The organism is Streptomyces sp. NPDC050508 (genome assembly GCF_040655155.1).
Taxonomy (GTDB): Bacteria; Actinomycetota; Actinomycetes; order Streptomycetales; family Streptomycetaceae; genus Streptomyces.
Genome location: NZ_JBFAJJ010000010.1, coordinates 92,132 through 108,730, shown reverse-complemented (window position 1 = coordinate 108,730; position 16,599 = coordinate 92,132). Strand labels below are relative to the sequence as shown.

The 16,599-nt window shown below is 70.3% G+C and carries 10 protein-coding genes; 6 read left to right on the top strand and 4 right to left on the bottom strand.

Going from position 1 to position 16,599, the window contains the following annotated elements:
* Nucleotides 1–131: 131 nt before the first annotated feature.
* A complete protein-coding gene (locus AB0I69_RS27665; RefSeq protein ID WP_363098402.1) occupies nt 132–3,458 on the top strand; it encodes a BTAD domain-containing putative transcriptional regulator in 3,327 nt (1,108 codons plus the stop codon).
* A 52-nt stretch (nt 3,459–3,510) separates the two neighbouring features.
* On the opposite strand, the gene AB0I69_RS27660 is transcribed toward AB0I69_RS27665, so the two are convergent.
* The 3 genes from AB0I69_RS27660 to panB all read right to left on the bottom strand — a co-directional run bounded on the left by AB0I69_RS27660 (nt 3,511) and on the right by panB (nt 6,527).
* Nucleotides 3,511–4,332, bottom strand: coding sequence for an ABC transporter permease (locus tag AB0I69_RS27660; RefSeq protein WP_363098401.1), 822 nt, complete (start codon nt 4,330–4,332; stop codon nt 3,511–3,513).
* Nucleotides 4,329–5,348, bottom strand: a complete 1,020-nt coding sequence (locus AB0I69_RS27655; protein ID WP_363098400.1) for an ATP-binding cassette domain-containing protein — start codon at nt 5,346–5,348, stop codon at nt 4,329–4,331. Before AB0I69_RS27655 ends, AB0I69_RS27660 begins: the two co-directional genes overlap by 4 nt.
* Nucleotides 5,349–5,651: 303 nt before the next feature.
* Complete coding sequence (gene panB, locus AB0I69_RS27650; RefSeq protein WP_363098399.1) at nt 5,652–6,527, bottom strand: 3-methyl-2-oxobutanoate hydroxymethyltransferase; 876 nt, start codon at nt 6,525–6,527, stop codon at nt 5,652–5,654.
* A gap of 203 nt (nt 6,528–6,730) precedes the next feature.
* Here panB and AB0I69_RS27645 point away from each other — a divergent pair, with 203 nt between their 5' ends.
* From AB0I69_RS27645 to fxsT, 5 genes are all read left to right on the top strand, one after another.
* Nucleotides 6,731–8,320, top strand: coding sequence for an MFS transporter (locus AB0I69_RS27645; RefSeq protein WP_363098398.1), 1,590 nt, complete (start codon nt 6,731–6,733; stop codon nt 8,318–8,320).
* A 55-nt stretch (nt 8,321–8,375) separates the two neighbouring features.
* Nucleotides 8,376–9,032 (top strand): TetR/AcrR family transcriptional regulator, encoded by a 657-nt coding sequence (locus tag AB0I69_RS27640; protein WP_363098397.1) that lies wholly within the window; start codon nt 8,376–8,378, stop codon nt 9,030–9,032.
* A gap of 188 nt (nt 9,033–9,220) precedes the next feature.
* The gene (locus AB0I69_RS27635; RefSeq protein ID WP_363098396.1) at nt 9,221–10,273 is read left to right on the top strand and encodes an endonuclease/exonuclease/phosphatase family protein; all 1,053 of its coding nucleotides are present in this window, start codon (nt 9,221–9,223) and stop codon (nt 10,271–10,273) included.
* Between the two features lie 98 nt (nt 10,274–10,371).
* Nucleotides 10,372–11,586 (top strand): MFS transporter, encoded by a 1,215-nt coding sequence (locus AB0I69_RS27630; RefSeq protein WP_363098395.1) that lies wholly within the window; start codon nt 10,372–10,374, stop codon nt 11,584–11,586.
* A 158-nt stretch (nt 11,587–11,744) separates the two neighbouring features.
* Complete coding sequence (fxsT, locus tag AB0I69_RS27625; RefSeq protein WP_363098394.1) at nt 11,745–14,285, top strand: FxSxx-COOH system tetratricopeptide repeat protein; 2,541 nt, start codon at nt 11,745–11,747, stop codon at nt 14,283–14,285.
* Nucleotides 14,286–14,526: 241 nt separating this feature from the next.
* On the opposite strand, the gene AB0I69_RS27620 is transcribed toward fxsT, so the two are convergent.
* Complete coding sequence (locus AB0I69_RS27620; RefSeq protein WP_363098393.1) at nt 14,527–16,563, bottom strand: NAD(+) synthase; 2,037 nt, start codon at nt 16,561–16,563, stop codon at nt 14,527–14,529.
* Between the last annotated feature and the right edge of the window lie 36 nt (nt 16,564–16,599).

Sequence of the window (16,599 nt, the reverse complement as noted above, 5' to 3'; positions counted from 1 at the left end):
GTTCCGGGGAAGGTGGGGACATGCGACTCTGGCACGCGTTCTACGACCCCGTCACCCCTCGGGTGGTGTTGAACCATGCCCGCCGCCGCGCCGCCGTAACCCCGTGACCGCTTCCGCCGCCACCAGAGACAATGGACCCCGTGCGCTATCGCATCCTCGGCACCACCCAGGTACTCCGCCCCGACGGCACGCCCGTCCCGGTCGGCGGGGCGCGGCTGCGTGCCCTGCTCGCCGTGCTCGCGCTGCGGCCCGGCAAAGCTGTGCCCGCGAGCCTCCTGGTGGACGAGGTGTGGGGCGGCGACCCGCCCGCGGACGCCACGGGCGCGCTACAGGCGCTGGTGGGCAGGCTGCGCCGGGCGCTCGGCGCCGACGCGATCACCTCGGCGGAGAGCGGCTACCGGCTCGCCGTCGCCGCCGACGACATCGACCTGCACCGTTTCGAGCGGCTGACCGCCGAGGGGCTGCGGGCGCTGGCCGACGGCAACCCCGCGAAGGCGGCGGAGGTGCTGGACGACGCGCTGGCCCTGTGGGGCGGCCCGGCCCTGGCCGACCTCCCCGACCGTACGGCGGAGGCGGCCCGCTGGGAGACCCGTCACCTGGACGCCCGCCGGGCCCGCCTCACCGCGGCCCTGGCCCTCGGCGACGCGGACACGGCCCTGCCCGAACTGACCGCCCTGTGCGACACCCATCCCCTCGACGAACCCCTCCAGTCCCTGCGCCTGAAGGCCCTGCGCGCCACTGGCCGCACGGCGGAGGCACTGGCCGCCTACGAGGACGTACGACAACTCCTCGCGGACCGGCTGGGCTCCGACCCCGGTCCTGAACTGCGGTCGCTGCACGGGGAGTTGCTCGCCCCCGCCCACAACACCCCCACTCCCGCTCCCACCCACGACACGTCCGCCCCCGCCCCCGCAGACGCCCCTTCCCCTCAAGGCACCCCACCCCCCGGCAACCTCCGCGCCCGCCTCACCTCCTTCGTCGGCCGGGAGGCCGACATCGACGTCATCCGGGGTGATCTCGCGGCGGCTCGGCTGGTGACGCTGCTCGGGCCCGGCGGCGCCGGGAAGACGCGGCTGTCGCAGGAGGCCGCGGAAACCGTGCGGTACGCGGCGCGGGACGGGGTGTGGCTGGCCGAACTCGCCCCCGTCGACGATCCCGACGCCGTACCGACCGCCGTACTCACGGCAGTTGGCGCGCGCGAGACCGTGATGTACGGCGCCGGCGCCGAGGCGATCCGGGCCGCCGGGGGCGATCGGCACGACGACCCCGTCGAGCGGCTCGCCGAACACTGCGGCAGACGCCGGATGTTGCTCATCCTCGACAACTGCGAGCACGTCGTGGACGCCGCCGCCCGGCTCGTGGAGGCACTCCTGGAGCGCTGCCCCGGGCTCACGGTGCTCGCCACCAGCCGTGAACCCCTGGGCGTACCGGGGGAGTTGCTGCGCCCGGTGGAGCCGCTGCCCGACCCCGTCGCGCTACGGCTGCTCGCCGACCGCGGGGCCGCCGCCCGGCCCGGGTTCACGGTGGAGGACGACCCCGAGGCCTGTGCCGAGATCTGCCGCCGCCTCGACGGACTGCCCCTCGCCATCGAGCTGGCGGCAGCCCGGCTAAGGATGTTGACGCCGCGTCAGATCGCCGACCGGCTCGACGACCGCTTCCGGCTCCTCACCTCCGGCAGCCGTACGCTGCTGCCCCGCCAGCAGACCCTGCGGGCCGTCGTCGACTGGTCCTGGGACCTGCTCGACGAGGACGAACGGGACGTGCTGACCACCCTGTCCGTCTTCGCCGGTGGCTGCGACCTCGACGCCGCCGAGGCCGTGTGCGGGCCCGTCGCGTTCGAGACGCTCGGCTCCCTCGTCGACAAGTCCCTTGTCGTGGCCGCCCCTTCGGGCGACGGGGAGATGCGCTACCGGCTCCTGGAGACCGTCGCCGAGTACGCGGGGGAGCGGCTCGACGAGGCCGGCCGGCGCCCCCGTGCCGAGCGCGCCCATCTGACGTACTACCGCGAACTCGCCCGCACCACCGACCCGTTGCTGCGCGGCCCCGGCCAACTCGCCGCCGTGGGACGGCTGGAGCTGGAGTACGAGAACCTCCGCACCGCCCTGCGGCACGCCGTCGCCGAGCGCGACGAACAGGAGGCGATCTGCCTCGTCCTGTCGCTGATCTGGTACTGGCAGATGCGCGACGTCCGCATCGAGGCCCGCAACTGGTGCGTCGAGGTCATGGCCCTGGGCCCCGACCCCTTCGCCACCCCTCTCCGCCGCGCCGCCCCGGTCTGGCAGCGCTGCACCGACGTCCCGCCCCCGCTCACCGGGGAACTCCTCGCCGAGGCCCGGCGCGGCCTCCATCTCGCGCATCTGGCCTGCATGGACACGGAGTTGGACGCCTGGGAGACGCCGGCGGCGAAGGAGAAGCTGGGCCTCATCGCCGAGGTCTACGAACCGGGTCTGCCGCAGACCTGCCGTACGCCCGGCATGTTCTGGTTCTTCGCCGTGATGCTGAGTGGCGGCGTGGAGCGGCTGCCCGTGATCCTCGACGCCGACGTCCACACCTGCCGCACCAACCCCGGCATGGAGTGGGAGCTCGCCACCACCCTCCAGATGCGCGCCAACATGCTCGCCAACCGCACCGACTGGGCCGGTAACGCGGCCCGGGACGCCGACGAGTCGCTGGAGATCTTCCGCCGCATCGGCGACACCTGGGGCATCGCCGAGGCTCTCTCCGCCCGCGCCGAGGCTCGGGAGCGCATCGGCGAGTACCAGCTCGCCGCCGCCGACTACGAGGCCGCGATCGAGCACGCCGAACGGCTCGGCGCCCATGGGCAGACGGCCGTACTGGGCGCCCGGCTCGGCAGTGTGCTCATCGAGGAGGGACAGTTCGAGCGCGGCGAGCACATCCTGCGCGAGGTGATCGACCGGCCGCACGGTGTGAGCAGCGAGGCGATGCCCGCCGCCCGGATGTTCCTCGCGAGCCGCCTCGCCACATCCGGCCGGATCCCGGAGGCACGCGAGGAACTCCGTCTGCTGCGCGAGGAGTTCCACATCGCGCACTTCATCGTCTTCGACGCGTTCATCCTCGGCGCGGAGGCCTGGGTGGCGGCGCTCGACGGCGAGTACGAGGAGTCCCTGGACAAGATCCGCAAGGCGCTGAAGCGGGCCGGTGACCCGCTGTCCGAGGCCATCGCCCCGCACATGACCTCGCTGTACCTGGGGATCGCCGTGGTCGCCCTCGCGGAACTCGACGGCGGCGACAGGGCCCGGGTCGGGGTCCGCTGCCTCGTCACGGCGCGGGCGCTGCTGCCGCCCGGGCATGTCGCGACCCTGATGGAACGCGAGGTCTACCGCGAGGCCGAACAGCACGCGCGCGGCGCGCTCGGCGACGCGGCCTACGAGGCGTGCGCGGCCGAGTACGCCGAAGGCGGCAGCCTCTCCGCGAAGGAGGCCGCCGCCCTGGTGTGAGCCGACGCGAACCCGGTGGACCGGGCGAACCCGGCGGGCCGGTCACGGCAGGTCAGGTCTTGGTGCGGAACTTGTAGATCGAGATCGGGGCCATCACCGCGGTGAGCCCCACCGACCAGGCGAGGGTCAGCAGCGTGCCGTGGGCGACCGGGCCGCCCACCATCAGCCCGCGGGCCGCGTCGGCCAGGGCGGACAGCGGGTTGTAGTCGGTGAAGTTCTGCAGCCAGCCCGGCATCGACCCGGTCGGCGCGAAGATCGACGAGCCGAACTGCAGCGGCATCAGCACCAGGAAGCCCATGGCCTGCACGGACTGCGCGCTCTTCATGGTCACGCCGAGGGTGAGGAACACCCACATCAGGGCCGAGCCGAACACCGCGGACAGTCCGATCGCGGCGAACATGCCGAGCCAGTGGTGGATGTGGAAGCCGACAAGAACACCGACGACCATCAGCACCGCGGACGCGACCAGCATCCGCATCATCTCGACCGAGATCTTGGCGATCAGCACCGAGGCGCGCCCGATGGGCAGCGACCGGAACCGGTCCATGACCCCGGTGTGGAAGTCGGTGTTGAAGCCGGTGCCCACCCCCTGGGCCATGTTCATGCCCATCATGGCGAGCAGACCGGGCACGACGTACTGCACGTACGCCTCCTGCCCGCCGCCGAGCGACTGCCCGATCGAGCCGCCGAAGACGTACACGAACAGCAGCGTGAAGATGACCGGGAACAGGATGGCGTCGAACATCGACTCCGGGTCCTGCCGGATCCACAGCAGGTTGCGGCGGATCAGCGCGCCGGTGTGGCGCAGATGGTTGCGCAGCGGGATACGGGGGTCCGCCGCGGTGTCGACGGGGTGTACGGCGATGGCGCTCATACGGCGACCTCCTCGCGGTCTTGGGTGGGCACGGTGTCCTGCGGGGCACTGGCACGGTGGCCGGTGAGGGACAGGAACACCTCGTCCAGGCTGGGCAGTTCGGTGGTGATGGAGGCGATGGTGAGACCGCGGGCGCTCACCGCTCCTACGACGGCGGTGAGTTGCTCGTCGCTGAGGATCGGCACCAGGACGGTGCCGCTCTCCACGTCGACGGTGACGGTGGCCAGGCCGGTGATGCCCAGCTCGTCCAACGCGTGGGCCAGCGGCCGAAGTTGCAGCGGATCGGTCGGCCGAATACGCAACGCCCGTCCGCCGACCTTCGCCTTCAGCTCGTCGATCCCGCCGTTCGCGATGACCTTGCCGTGGTCCACGACGGTCAGCTCGGAGGCGAGCGCTTCGGCCTCCTCCATGTACTGGGTGGTGAGCAGCACGGTCACGCCCCCGCCGACCATGGACTTCACCTCGTCCCACACCTCCATGCGGGTGCGCGGGTCCAGGCCGGTGGTCGGTTCGTCGAGGAACAGCACCTGCGGGTGCCCGATCATCGAGGCGGCGAGGTCGAGCCGTCGCCGCATACCGCCGGAGTAAGTGCTGGCGGGCCGCTTGGCGGCATCCGTCAGTGAGAACCGCTCCAGCAGCTCGTCGGCGCGGGCCCGGGAGTCCTTGCGGGACAGGTCCAGCAGCCGCCCGATCATGTAGAGGTTCTCCCAGCCGGGGAGCTTCTCGTCCACGGAGGCGTACTGGCCGGTGAGGCCTATCACCCGGCGCAGCTGGCGGGGCTGGCGCAGGACGTCGTAGCCGGCGACGGTGGCCTCGCCGGAGGTCGGGGCGAGCAGCGTGGACAGGATCCGTACGAGGGTGGTCTTACCGGCACCGTTCGGCCCGAGCACACCCATCACGGTGCCCTCCCGGACGTCCAGGTCGACGCCGTCCAGCGCCTTGGTCTCGCCGTAGTGCTTGACCAGCCCCCGCACGGTGACTGCCGTGCCGCTGGGAGTGTTGTCGATTCGCGTCATGCCGATGACAGTGCCAGGGCCTGCCGACAGATCGCCGACATCCCACCGACAGCCACCGACAGCCACCGACAGCCACCTACAGGCGACCGACGGCTGGTGCAGGGGCCTCTTTTTCCCACCCACCCACCCGTCTCGGGTGTTTTGGAGGTTCACCTTTTGACCGACAGTAAACGGGTGGTGGGTGGGCATAGGCCGGGGGTCTGGGGGCGGAGCCCCCAGGGCGGGCGGCAGGCAACAAAGAGGCAGCCCGCCGACGGGGGAAGTTCGGCGGGCTGCCATGGTGCCGCAGTGGCTCTGAACCGGTCAGTGGACCGAGTGCTCCTCAAGAGGGAACGTTCCGCCGACGACATCCTCCGCAAACGCCTTCGCCGCGTCACCCATGACCGCACGCAGATCGGCGTACTGCTTCACGAACTTCGGCATCCGACCGCCCGTAAGCCCCAACATGTCGGTCCACACCAGGACTTGGGCGTCCGTCTCGGCCCCCGCCCCGATCCCGACGGTAGGAATGTGCAGCACCCGAGTCACCTCGGCCGCCAACTCCGCCGGCACCAGCTCCAGTACGACCGCGAACGCCCCCGCGTCCTGCACGGACTTCGCGTCCCGCAGCAACTGCTGGGCGGCCTCCTCGCCACGCCCCTGCACGCGATACCCCATCGCGTTCACGGACTGCGGGGTGAGACCGATGTGCGCCATGACCGGAATCCCGGACTCGACCAGCAACCGGATCTGTTCGTGCGACCGCTCGCCGCCCTCCAGCTTCACCGCGCCGACCCCCGCCTCCTTCACCAGCCGGGTCGCCGAGCGCAGCGCCTGCACCGGACCCTCCTGGTAGGAACCGAAGGGCAGGTCGCCCACGATCAACGCACGCTGCGTGCCCCGCACGACCGCGGCGGACAGCATGGTCATCTCGTCCAGCGTGACGGGCACGGTCGACTCGTACCCGAGGTGGCAGTTGCCCGCCGAGTCGCCGACGAGCATGACCGGGATACCGGCCTCGTCGAAGACGGACGCGGTCATCGCGTCGTAGGCGGTGAGCATGGGCCACTTCTCGCCGCGCTCCTTGGCGAGGCCGATGTCGCGAACGGTGATACGGCGTGTGCCCTTGCCTCCGTACAGCGCCTTGCTGCCGTCGGAGGAGCTGTTCTTCCCAGCCTGGGCAGCCGAAAGCTGCGTCATTGCAACGGCTCCTTCAGTCATCTCGAAGCGCCCTCACGGCGTCCCCGGATCCCCTCCATGGTGGCACCTCGTGCCACGGAGGGCCAGAGGGACCCCCGTCACCCCCGTCACGTAAGGAGGCATGCGTAAGGTCTGAGTAAAAGATTTACGATACGGCACGGTCTCGTATCGAAACTCGCCCGGAACTCCCTAGTCTGGTCGGCATGACCACTCCACCCGTCCCTGGCACCCGGATACCCGAAGCGGTGCACCGTCGCCGCTGGGCCATCCTCGGCGTGCTGATGCTGAGCCTGCTGATCGTGGTGCTCGACAACTCGATCCTCAACGTCGCCATCAAGACCATCTCCACCCCGGCCCCGACCGGCCTGGGCGCGACACAGAGCGAGCTGGAGTGGGCGATCAACGCCTACACCCTCGTCTTCGCCGGTCTGCTGTTCACCGCGGGCCTCCTCGGCGACCGGATCGGCCGCAAGAAGGTCCTGCTCGGCGGGCTCGTCGTGTTCGGCATCGGCTCCGCGCTCGCCGCCGAGTCCGGCTCGCCGACCCAGCTCATCGCCTTCCGCGCCCTGATGGCCCTCGGTGCCGCGTTCGTGATGCCCGCCACCCTCGCCGTCCTCATGAACGTCTTCGAGCGCGACGAGCAGCCCAAGGCCATCGGCATCTGGGCCGGCGGCGTCGGCCTCGCCATCGCCATCGGCCCGATCACCGGCGGTGTGCTCCTCGACCACTTCTGGTGGGGCTCGGTCTTCCTGATCAACGTGCCGATCGTGCTGATCGCGCTCGCCCTGATGATCTGGCTGGTCCCCGACTCCCGCGACCCGAATCCGGGCCGCCTCGACCCGGTCGGCGTCGTCCTGTCCGTCGTAGGCCTCGTCCTGCTGGTCTACGGCATCATCGAGGGCGGCGAGCTGGCCGACTTCACGGCGCCCAAGGTGCTGTCGACGATCATCGCCGGTGTCGTGGTCCTCGCCGGGTTCGTGTGGTTCGAGAAGCGCAGCGACCACCCGTCGATCGACGTCACGTACTTCAAGAACAAGGTGTTCTCGGCCGCGATCGCCGCCATCGCGCTGGTCTTCTTCGCGCTGATGGGCGTGACCTTCTTCTCGGTCTTCTACACCCAGAGCGTGCGCGGCTACTCGCCGCTGCAGACCGGCCTGTTGATGCTGCCGCTGGCCGCCGCGCAGATGATCTTCGCGCCGCGGGCCCGGCTGGTCGTCAACCGGTTCGGCAACAGGATCACGACCGGTGTCGGCCTGGTGCTGCTCGCCGGGATGCTCGCCGCCTTCGCGACCCTGAAGGCGGACACGCCGATCTGGATCCTGGAGGTCATCTTCTTCCTCATGGGCGCGGGCATGGCACACGTCATGACCCCGACCAGCGTCGTCATCATGCAGGCCCTGCCGCGCGAGAAGGCGGGTTCCGCGTCCGCGCTGAGCAACACCTTCCGCCAGGTCGGCGGCGCCCTCGGCATCGCCGTCCTCGGCTCGGTGCTGTCCACGGCGTACCGCAACGGCATCGAGGGCAAGCTCGGCTCGGTACCGTCCGCCCTTAAGGACACCGCCGGCGAGTCCATCGAGGCCACCCTCGGTGTCGCCGCGAAGCTCGGCCCGCAGGGCAGGGCTTTGGTCGGCCCGGCCAACGACGCCTTCCTGCACGCCATGCACGTCACCGCCCTGTGCGGCGCGGGCGTCGCGGTCGTCGGCGCCGTAGTGGCGTTCCTGTTCCTGCCCGGCAGGCCTCCGGTCCCTCAGGAGGGCAAGGAGGAGCAGGAGTTGGTCGTCGTAGGGGAATAGCGACGACAATCACCTGAGACGGGAACGGGGGGAACAGCGGAAGGGACGGAGTGAAGTGAGCCTTGCCGACAACGGCACCGGTACGGACAACGGCACCGACAACGGGACTCGGCCGTGCGCGCCCACCAGGGGACGCCCGCGCAGCGAGGCCGTCGAACGCGCCATCACGGAGGGCGTGATGAAGCTCCTGGAGGAAGGCGTGCCCCTGGCCGAACTCTCCATCGAGCGCATCGCCCGCACCGCCGGTGTCGGCAAGGCCACCATCTACCGCCGCTGGCCGGGCAAGGAGGAGCTGTTCGTCGACGTCGTCCGCGAGGCCGAGCCGCAGGACCCCGAACTGCCCGGCACCTCCCTGCGCGACGACCTCGTCGCCATGATGGAACAGCTGCGCCAGCGCGGCCTGCTGACCCGGTCCTCGGCGCTCCTGCACAACGTGTTCGCACAGATGAAGAGCAGCCCGAAAGTGTGGGCCGCCTACCACGCGACCGTCGTGGAACCCCGGCGCCGCAAGCAGGTGGACATCCTGCGCCGCGGCCAGGAGAGCGGCGAACTCCGCACCGACATCGACGCCGAGCTGATGAACGACATGCTGGTGGGACCGATGCTCCTGCGCACCGTCATGCGCGTCGACGCGGACCTCCCCGAGGGCCTGTCGGAACTCCTCGTCGACACGGTGCTGGTGGCCCTACGGCCCGTCAGGCCCGCCGCCTGAGCCTCCGTCGGAATGTGCGCGTTCCGTCACAGAAGGCGCTTCCGTCGCCCGTGTTCGGAACTCCGGACGCCGACTTGTTCGTCCTCGTGCCCGTACGGCCGTCATGGGACGGCGGATCGGAACCGATCATCCCCTAGGGTCGTAGACGCGGGGACGATGGTGTGCACGGCAGGTAGTGAGGCGACGGTATGGCACAGCAGGCGTATGTGGCGGAGACGGACGACGGCGGCTCGGGGGACGAGCAGCGCGGAGACCGACTTCGGCGCCTGCGGAACAGACTGCTCGACGGTTGGCGGGGCGATCCGCGGATCTGGCGCCGGGGCCTGATCCTCGCCGCGCTGGCGATTCTCCTGGCCCTGGTCATGCTGCTGCACTCACGCATCCCGAACCGGATCGGCAACCTCGGCAGCCTCACGGAGACGTTCCTGCCCTGGTTCGGGATCGCGATCCCGCTGCTGCTGGTGCTCGGCCTGTTCCGCAAGTCGGCGACCGCGCTGATCGCCGTCGTGCTCCCGGCGGTCGTCTGGCTGAACCTCTTCGGCGGACTGCTGCTCAGCGACAAGACCGGCACCGGCGGCGACCTGACGGTGGCCACGCACAACGTCAACGCCGAAAACCCCGACCCGGCCGGTACGGCCCGCGACGTGGCCGCGTCCGGCGCGGACGTCGTAGCCCTGGAGGAACTGACGGCCTCGGCGGTCCCGACCTACGAGAAGGCGCTCGCGTCGACGTACAAGTACCACTCGGTCGAGGGCACGGTCGGCCTGTGGAGCAAGTACCCGATGAGCAGCGTCAAGGCCGTGGACATAAAGCTGGGCTGGACGCGCGCGATGCGCGCCACCGTCGCGACCCCCGAGGGACAGATCGCGGTCTACGTCGCCCACCTCCCCTCGGTGCGGGTGAAGCTCGAAGCCGGCTTCACCGCCCGGCAGCGCGACACGAGCGCGGACGCGCTGGGTGAGGCCATCGCCGCCGAGCCGCTGAAGCGGAAGATCCTCCTCGGCGACCTGAACGGCACGATGAACGACCGCTCGCTGAACGCGGTCACCTCCCAGATGCGCTCCACGCAGGGCGCGGCGGGCGACGGCTTCGGGTTCAGCTGGCCGGCCTCGTTCCCGATGGCGCGGATCGACCAGATCATGGTCCAGGGTGTGGAGCCGGTCACGTCGTGGACCCTCCCCAGGACGGGCAGCGACCACCTCCCGATCGCGGCCCGTGTGAACCTCGACACGGGCTCTTAACCTCGTGGAATAGCGGGCCTGGGAGTCTTTGTTCCGTAACTGAACTTAAGCTCGGTAGTACGGAACTCCGCTCTCCCTCGAAAGGCACAGGCACTTCCATGCCCCTGGCCCTGCTCGCTCTGGCCGTCGGCGCTTTCGGTATCGGCACCACCGAATTCGTGATCATGGGCCTCCTGCCCGAGGTCGCGGACGACCTGCACGTCTCGATCCCCACGGCGGGCCACCTGGTCTCGGCGTACGCACTGGGCGTGGTGATCGGCGCCCCGCTGCTCGCGGCGGTGACGGCCCGCCTCTCCCGCCGCACGGTGCTGATCGGTCTGATGGTCCTGTTCGTCGGCGGCAACGCCCTGTCCGCCTTCGCCCCCGGCTACGACTCCCTCCTGGCCGCCCGCTTCCTGAGCGGTCTGCCGCACGGCGCCTTCTTCGGCGTAGGGGCGGTGGTCGCTACGACGATGGTCGCGCCCGAACGCAAGGCGCGCTCCGTCTCCCTGATGTTCCTGGGCCTCACCATCGCCAACATCGTGGGTGTACCGGCGGCCACGCTGATGGGCCAACACCTGGGCTGGCGGGCCACGTTCCTCGGCGTGAGCGTGATCGGCCTGGCGGCGATAGCGTCGCTGGCGCTGCTGATCCCGCACGACCACGCGCAGGCGCCTGCCGCCGGTCTGCGCGGCGAACTGGCCGCGCTGAGGTCGCTCCCGGTGTGGCTGGCCCTCGGCACGACGGTCGCGGGCTTCGGCGCGCTCTTCTCGGCGTACAGCTACATCACCCCGATGCTGACGGACGCGGCGGGCTTCGCGGACGGCAGCGTGACGTTGTTGCTGGCGCTGTTCGGCGTGGGGGCGACGGCGGGCAACCTGGTGGGCGGACGGCTGGCCGATCACTCGATGCGGGGGACGTTGTTCGGGGGGCTGGTGTCCCTGGTGGTCGTCCTGTCGCTGTTCCCCCTCCTGATGACCACGGAGTGGAGCGCGGCGTTGGCGGTCGTCCTGCTGGGCGTGGCGGCGTTTGTCACCGGGTCCCCGCTCCAGCTGATGGTGATGGAGAAGGCCTCGGCGGGCCCGTCGTTGGCGTCGTCGGCAAACCAGGCGGCGTTCAACTTGGCCAACGCGGGCGGCGCTTGGATCGGGGGGCTCGCCTTGGCGGCGGGCTTCGGAGCGACGTCGCCTGCGCTGGCCGGAGCGGTGTTGGCGGTACTGGGGTTGGGAGTTGCCGGTACGGCGGCTGCGGTGGACCGGCGTCGAGCGGTACCCGGACGCGAGCGCGTGGTCGCAACGCACGTACCTGACCAGTCACCAGCACTGCAGTCCTGACTTAGCCCACCCGCCCACCCGTCTCGGTCGGTTGGAAGGTTCACCTTTTGAGCGGCGGGATCGGGCGCCTTTGTGGGGGAACGCGGGGCGGTTGGGGGTGGGGGGTTCTAGGCTCGGTGGTTCGGGGCGGTGCGGTGGTTGGACGCGGGGGATGTGGGATGGGCGGGGTCGGTGCGCCTGACGGGGTGTGGTTCGTCAGTCATGCGGGGGCGGATCGGGCCTGGGCGGAGTGGGTGGCGTGGCAGTTGGTGGATGCCGGGTTCCAGGTGGAGTTGGATCTCTGGGACTGGGGTGCGGGTGACAACTTCGTCCTGAAGATGAGCGCCGCGCTGGAGCGGGGGCGTTTGCTGGCGTTGTTCTCGCCCGCCTATTTCGAACCGGAGCGGTTCACTACGCCGGAGTGGTCGGCGGTGGTGGCGATGAAGGAGAAGGTCACTCCGGTTCGGGTGGCCGAGGTGGTCTCGCCGGCGATTCTGCGGTCGGTGATTGCCCGGGATCTGTTCGGGCTGGGTGAGGAGGCGGCGCGGCGGGCGTTGTTGGAGGCGGTCGACGGTCCGTCCCGGCCGACCGTTGCGCCGTCCTTTCCGGGGGGTGGGGCGTTGCGGCAGTTGGGTGGCAGTGGGCCGCGGCTGCCGGGGTCTTTGCCGCGGGTGTGGAACCTGCCGTCCCGTAATGCTTCCTTCACCGGTCGGGACGGGCTGTTGGTCCGGCTGCGCCAGACGCTGGCGGCCGGCGGGAAGGTGGCGGTGCAGGCGCTGCATGGGCGGGGTGGGGTGGGGAAGACCCAGCTCGCGGTGGAGTACGCGCACCGTTTCGCGGGTGAGTACGAACTCGCGTGGTGGATCGCGTCCGAGGACCCGGCTCTGATCCCTGACCAGCTCGCTCAGCTGGCTACCCGTATCGGCGCCGCGCCTGCTGGGGCGTCCTCGGCCGAGGCGGTGGATGCGTTGCTGGGTGAACTGCGCACCCGCTCGCGGTGGTTGCTGGTCTTCGACAACATCGAAGACCCCGACGCCCTGACGCCGCATCTGCCGGGCGGTCGGGGTCATGTGCTGATCACCTCCCGCAACCCGCACTGGCACGCCCATGCCACCCCGCTGAACATCGACGTCTTCACCCGCGCCGAATCCGTGGCACTGCTGCGGGCGCGCGGTGCCGTCCTGGACGACACCAACGCCAGCCATCTCGCCCGGACCCTCGATGATCTCCCTCTGGCTCTCGCGCAGGCCGCCGCCTTTCTCGCGGACGGGCTGTCCGCGGCGGATTTGAGCGCCGAACTGGCACGCAGCACGGCTGCGGTGCTGGCCGAGGGCTGCCCTGTCGGTTACCCGGTCTCGCTGGCCGCGCAGGTCCGTCTCACCACCACCCGGCTGGAATCTGATCACTCGGGTGCGGCCGCCCTGCTGTTCGCGCTGACCCTGCTGGCTCCCGAACCCTTCCCCGTCACTACCAGCGCCAGCCACCTCACCGACGACGCCTCCCCACCGCTGAAGGACGCTCTGGCCACCCGTCTGGCCGCCGGTGCAGCGCTGCATGCCGTCACCCGGCACAGTCTGGCCCGGACGCAGGAAGGCACCATCCAGCTCCACCGCCTCACCCAAACCGTCCTGTACGACCAGCTCACACCCGACCAACGCGAACACGCGGGCCGGGATGTTGAAGCCCTTCTGACCGCGGCCACTCCCGGAGACATCGACCAGCCCTCGGCATGGCCCGCCTGGCGGGTGCTGCTGCCCCACCTCCTGACGGTGGACCCAGCCCTCATCACCACCAAGGCGGGGCGGGACGTGGTCCGCGACGCCTGCTGGTATCTGATGGACCGAGGCCAGGCCCACACGGCCCGAGACCGACTCCAGCAGCTGTACGACGTCTGGTCGCGGAAACTGGGCCCCGACCACGAGGGCACCCTGTGGACCGCCTACTGCCTTGCCCGCGCCCACGACGACACCCAGGACCACGCGCGTGCCCGCGACCTGGACGAGGACACCCTCCAACGCCGCCGCCGTCTCCTGGGCGAAGACCACCCCGACACCCTGAGCACCGCCAACAACCTGGCCATCCGGCTGGCGGCCGTGGGGCAGACGCAAGAGGCTCGCGCCCTGAACGAGGACACCCTGACCCGGCAACGGAGGGCGCTGGGCGACGACCACCCCCACACCCTGAACACCGCCTCCAACCTGGCGATCCAGCTGGCGGCGCTGGGGCAGACGCGGGAGGCCCGCGCCCTGGCCGAAGATACTCTGAGCCGACGCCAGCGGGTGCTGGGTGAGAACCACCCCCACACCCTGACCACCGCCAGCAACCTGGCCAACCGGCTGGCGGCGCTGGGGCAGACGGAAGAGGCCCGCGCCCTGGCCGAGGACACCTTGACCCGACGGCGCCGGGTGCTGGGTGAGGACCACCCCGACACCCTGAGCACCGCCTCCAACCTGGCCAACCGGCTGGCGGTGCTTGGGCAGACGCAGGAGGCTCGTGCCTTAGCCGAGGACACCTTGACCCGACGGCGCCGGGTGCTGGGTGAGGACCACCCCAACACCTTGCGCACCGCCTTCAACCTGGCCGTCCGGCTGGCGGCGCTGGGGCAGACGGAAGAGGCCCGCGCCCTGGCCGAGGACACCTTGACCCGACGGCGCCGGGTGCTAGGCGAAGACCACCCCGATACCCTGAACACCGCCAGGTTCCTGGAGCAGTTGGATTGAGAGCGCGAGAATCCCGGCATCCGGAAGCGATCACTCAGCGCCCCAGCGATCCCGAATCACAGGTTGCCCGATCCTGATTCCGGGTGCCCGTGGCCGCCTACGAAGGCAACCTCCATCGCCCCTCAGTCAGGGTTCACAGAAATCTGGCACACAACGGCGGGCGGTACCGGATCGGGCGCACTGAGACGGCAACTAAGGCTGGTCGGTGACCATCGCCCGACCCGCCCCTTCTCCGTGCTCTCTAGTCAAACCACCCCAAATCCCCCACCCAAACCCCCGCCGACCCATCAGAAGGCGCCCGCCAATCCCCCCGCGGTGAAAGCGACCCCCCCGCCGAAACCTTCGGCCCATTAGGCATAGCCGACCGCTTGAACTGCGCGAACCCGAAGAACCGTCGGCAGAACACCTCAAGCCACCGTCGGATCTCCGGCAAGTCGTACGCCACCCGCTTCGCCTCAGGGAATCCCGGCGGCCACGCCCCGCCCTCCACGTCATGCCACGCATGCCACGCCAGGAACGCGATTTTCGACGGGCGGAAGCCGTACCGCAGCACATGGAACAGCGTGAAGTCGTGCAGCGCGTACGGACCGATCTTGGACTCCGTGGACTGCATTTCCTCACCCGGTACCAACTCCGGGCTGATCTCCGTGTCGAGGATCGCGGCGAGGATCTTGCCGGTCTCCTCGTCGAACTGGTCGCTGCTGATGACCCAGCGGATCAGGTGCTGGATCAGTGTCTTCGGGACGCCGGAGTTGACGTTGTAGTGGCTCATCTGGTCGCCCACGCCGTACGTGGACCAGCCGAGCGCCAGCTCGGACAGGTCACCGGTGCCCAGGACGATGCCGTTGCGCTGGTTGGCGAGGCGGAACAGGTAGTCCGTGCGCAGGCCGGCCTGGACGTTCTCGAAGGTGACGTCGTACACCGGCTCGCCGGAGGCGAAGGGGTGGCCCATCTCCTTCAGCATCAGCCGTGCGGTCGGCGTGATGTCCAGCTCGGCCGCCGTGACGCCGATCGCCCGCATCAGCGCGTGGGCGTTGTCCTTCGTGTGGTCGCTGGTCGCGAAACCGGGCAGCGTCCACGCCAGGATGTCGCTGCGCGGACGGCCCGCGCGGTCCATCGCTCGGGCCGCGACGATCAGCGCGTGCGTGGAGTCGAGGCCGCCGGAGACCCCGATGACCACCTTCGGGCCGCCGATCGCCGCCAGCCGCTGTTGCAGGCCCGCGACCTGGATGTTGTACGCCTCGTAGCAGTCCTGCGCGAGGCGCTCCGCGTCGGCGGGCACGAACGGGAAGCGTTCCAGGCGGCGGCGCAGTCCCAGATCGGTGAGGGGCGGATCCAGCGTGAAAGGAACCGTCCGGAAGTCACCCGTGCGCGCTTGATGCGTACGGCGGTTGTCGTCGAACGTGCCCGTCCGCTGGCGTTCCTGCCGCAGCAGGTCCAGGTCGACGTCGGCCACCGCGTACTCGTCGCCCAGGGGGAAGCGTTCGGTCTCGGCCAGCAGTGCGCCGTTCTCGTAGACCATGGCCTGGCCGTCCCAGGACAGGTCCGTGGTCGACTCGCCGAGGCCGGCCGCCGCGTAGACGTACGCGGCGAGGCAGCGGGCGGACGCCGAGCGGCACAGGAGTTTGCGGTCCTCGGCGCGGCCGACCGTGATCGGGCTGCCGGAGAGGTTGACGAGGACTGTCGCGCCGGCGAGGGCCGCTTCCGCGCTGGGCGGCACCGGCACCCACATGTCCTCGCAGATCTCCGCGTGCAGCACGAGGGACGGGATGTCCTGCGCCGCGAACAGCAGGTCCACGCCGAAGGGGACCGTCTCCCCGCCGACCCGGATCGAACCGCCGCGCTCGTCCGCGCCGTCGGCGATCTGGCGGCGCTCGTAGAACTCCCGGTAGTTCGGGGGGTACGACTTCGGTACGACGCCGAGGACCCGGCCTCGGTGCACGAGCACCGCGCAGTTGTAGATCCGGTTGCGGTGGCGCAGCGGGGCGCCGACGACCAGGACCGGCAGCAGCTCGGCCGAGCCGGTGACCACCTCCTGGAGCGCCTCCTCGACCTGGTCCAGGAGTACGTCCTGGAGGAGCAGGTCCTCGATGGAGTAGCCGCACAGGCCCATCTCCGCGAAGACGGCGACCGCGACGCCCTCCTCGTCGCACCGGCGGGCGTGGCGCAGGACGGCCTCGGCGTTGGCGTGCGGGTCCGCGATCACGGTGTGGCCCGTGCAGGCGGCGACGCGGGCGAAGCCGTGCTGATAGATCGACCAGAAGTTCAGTGGAGGCACGGTGTCCACTGTAATCGCCTGTAATCGTCAGGGCGA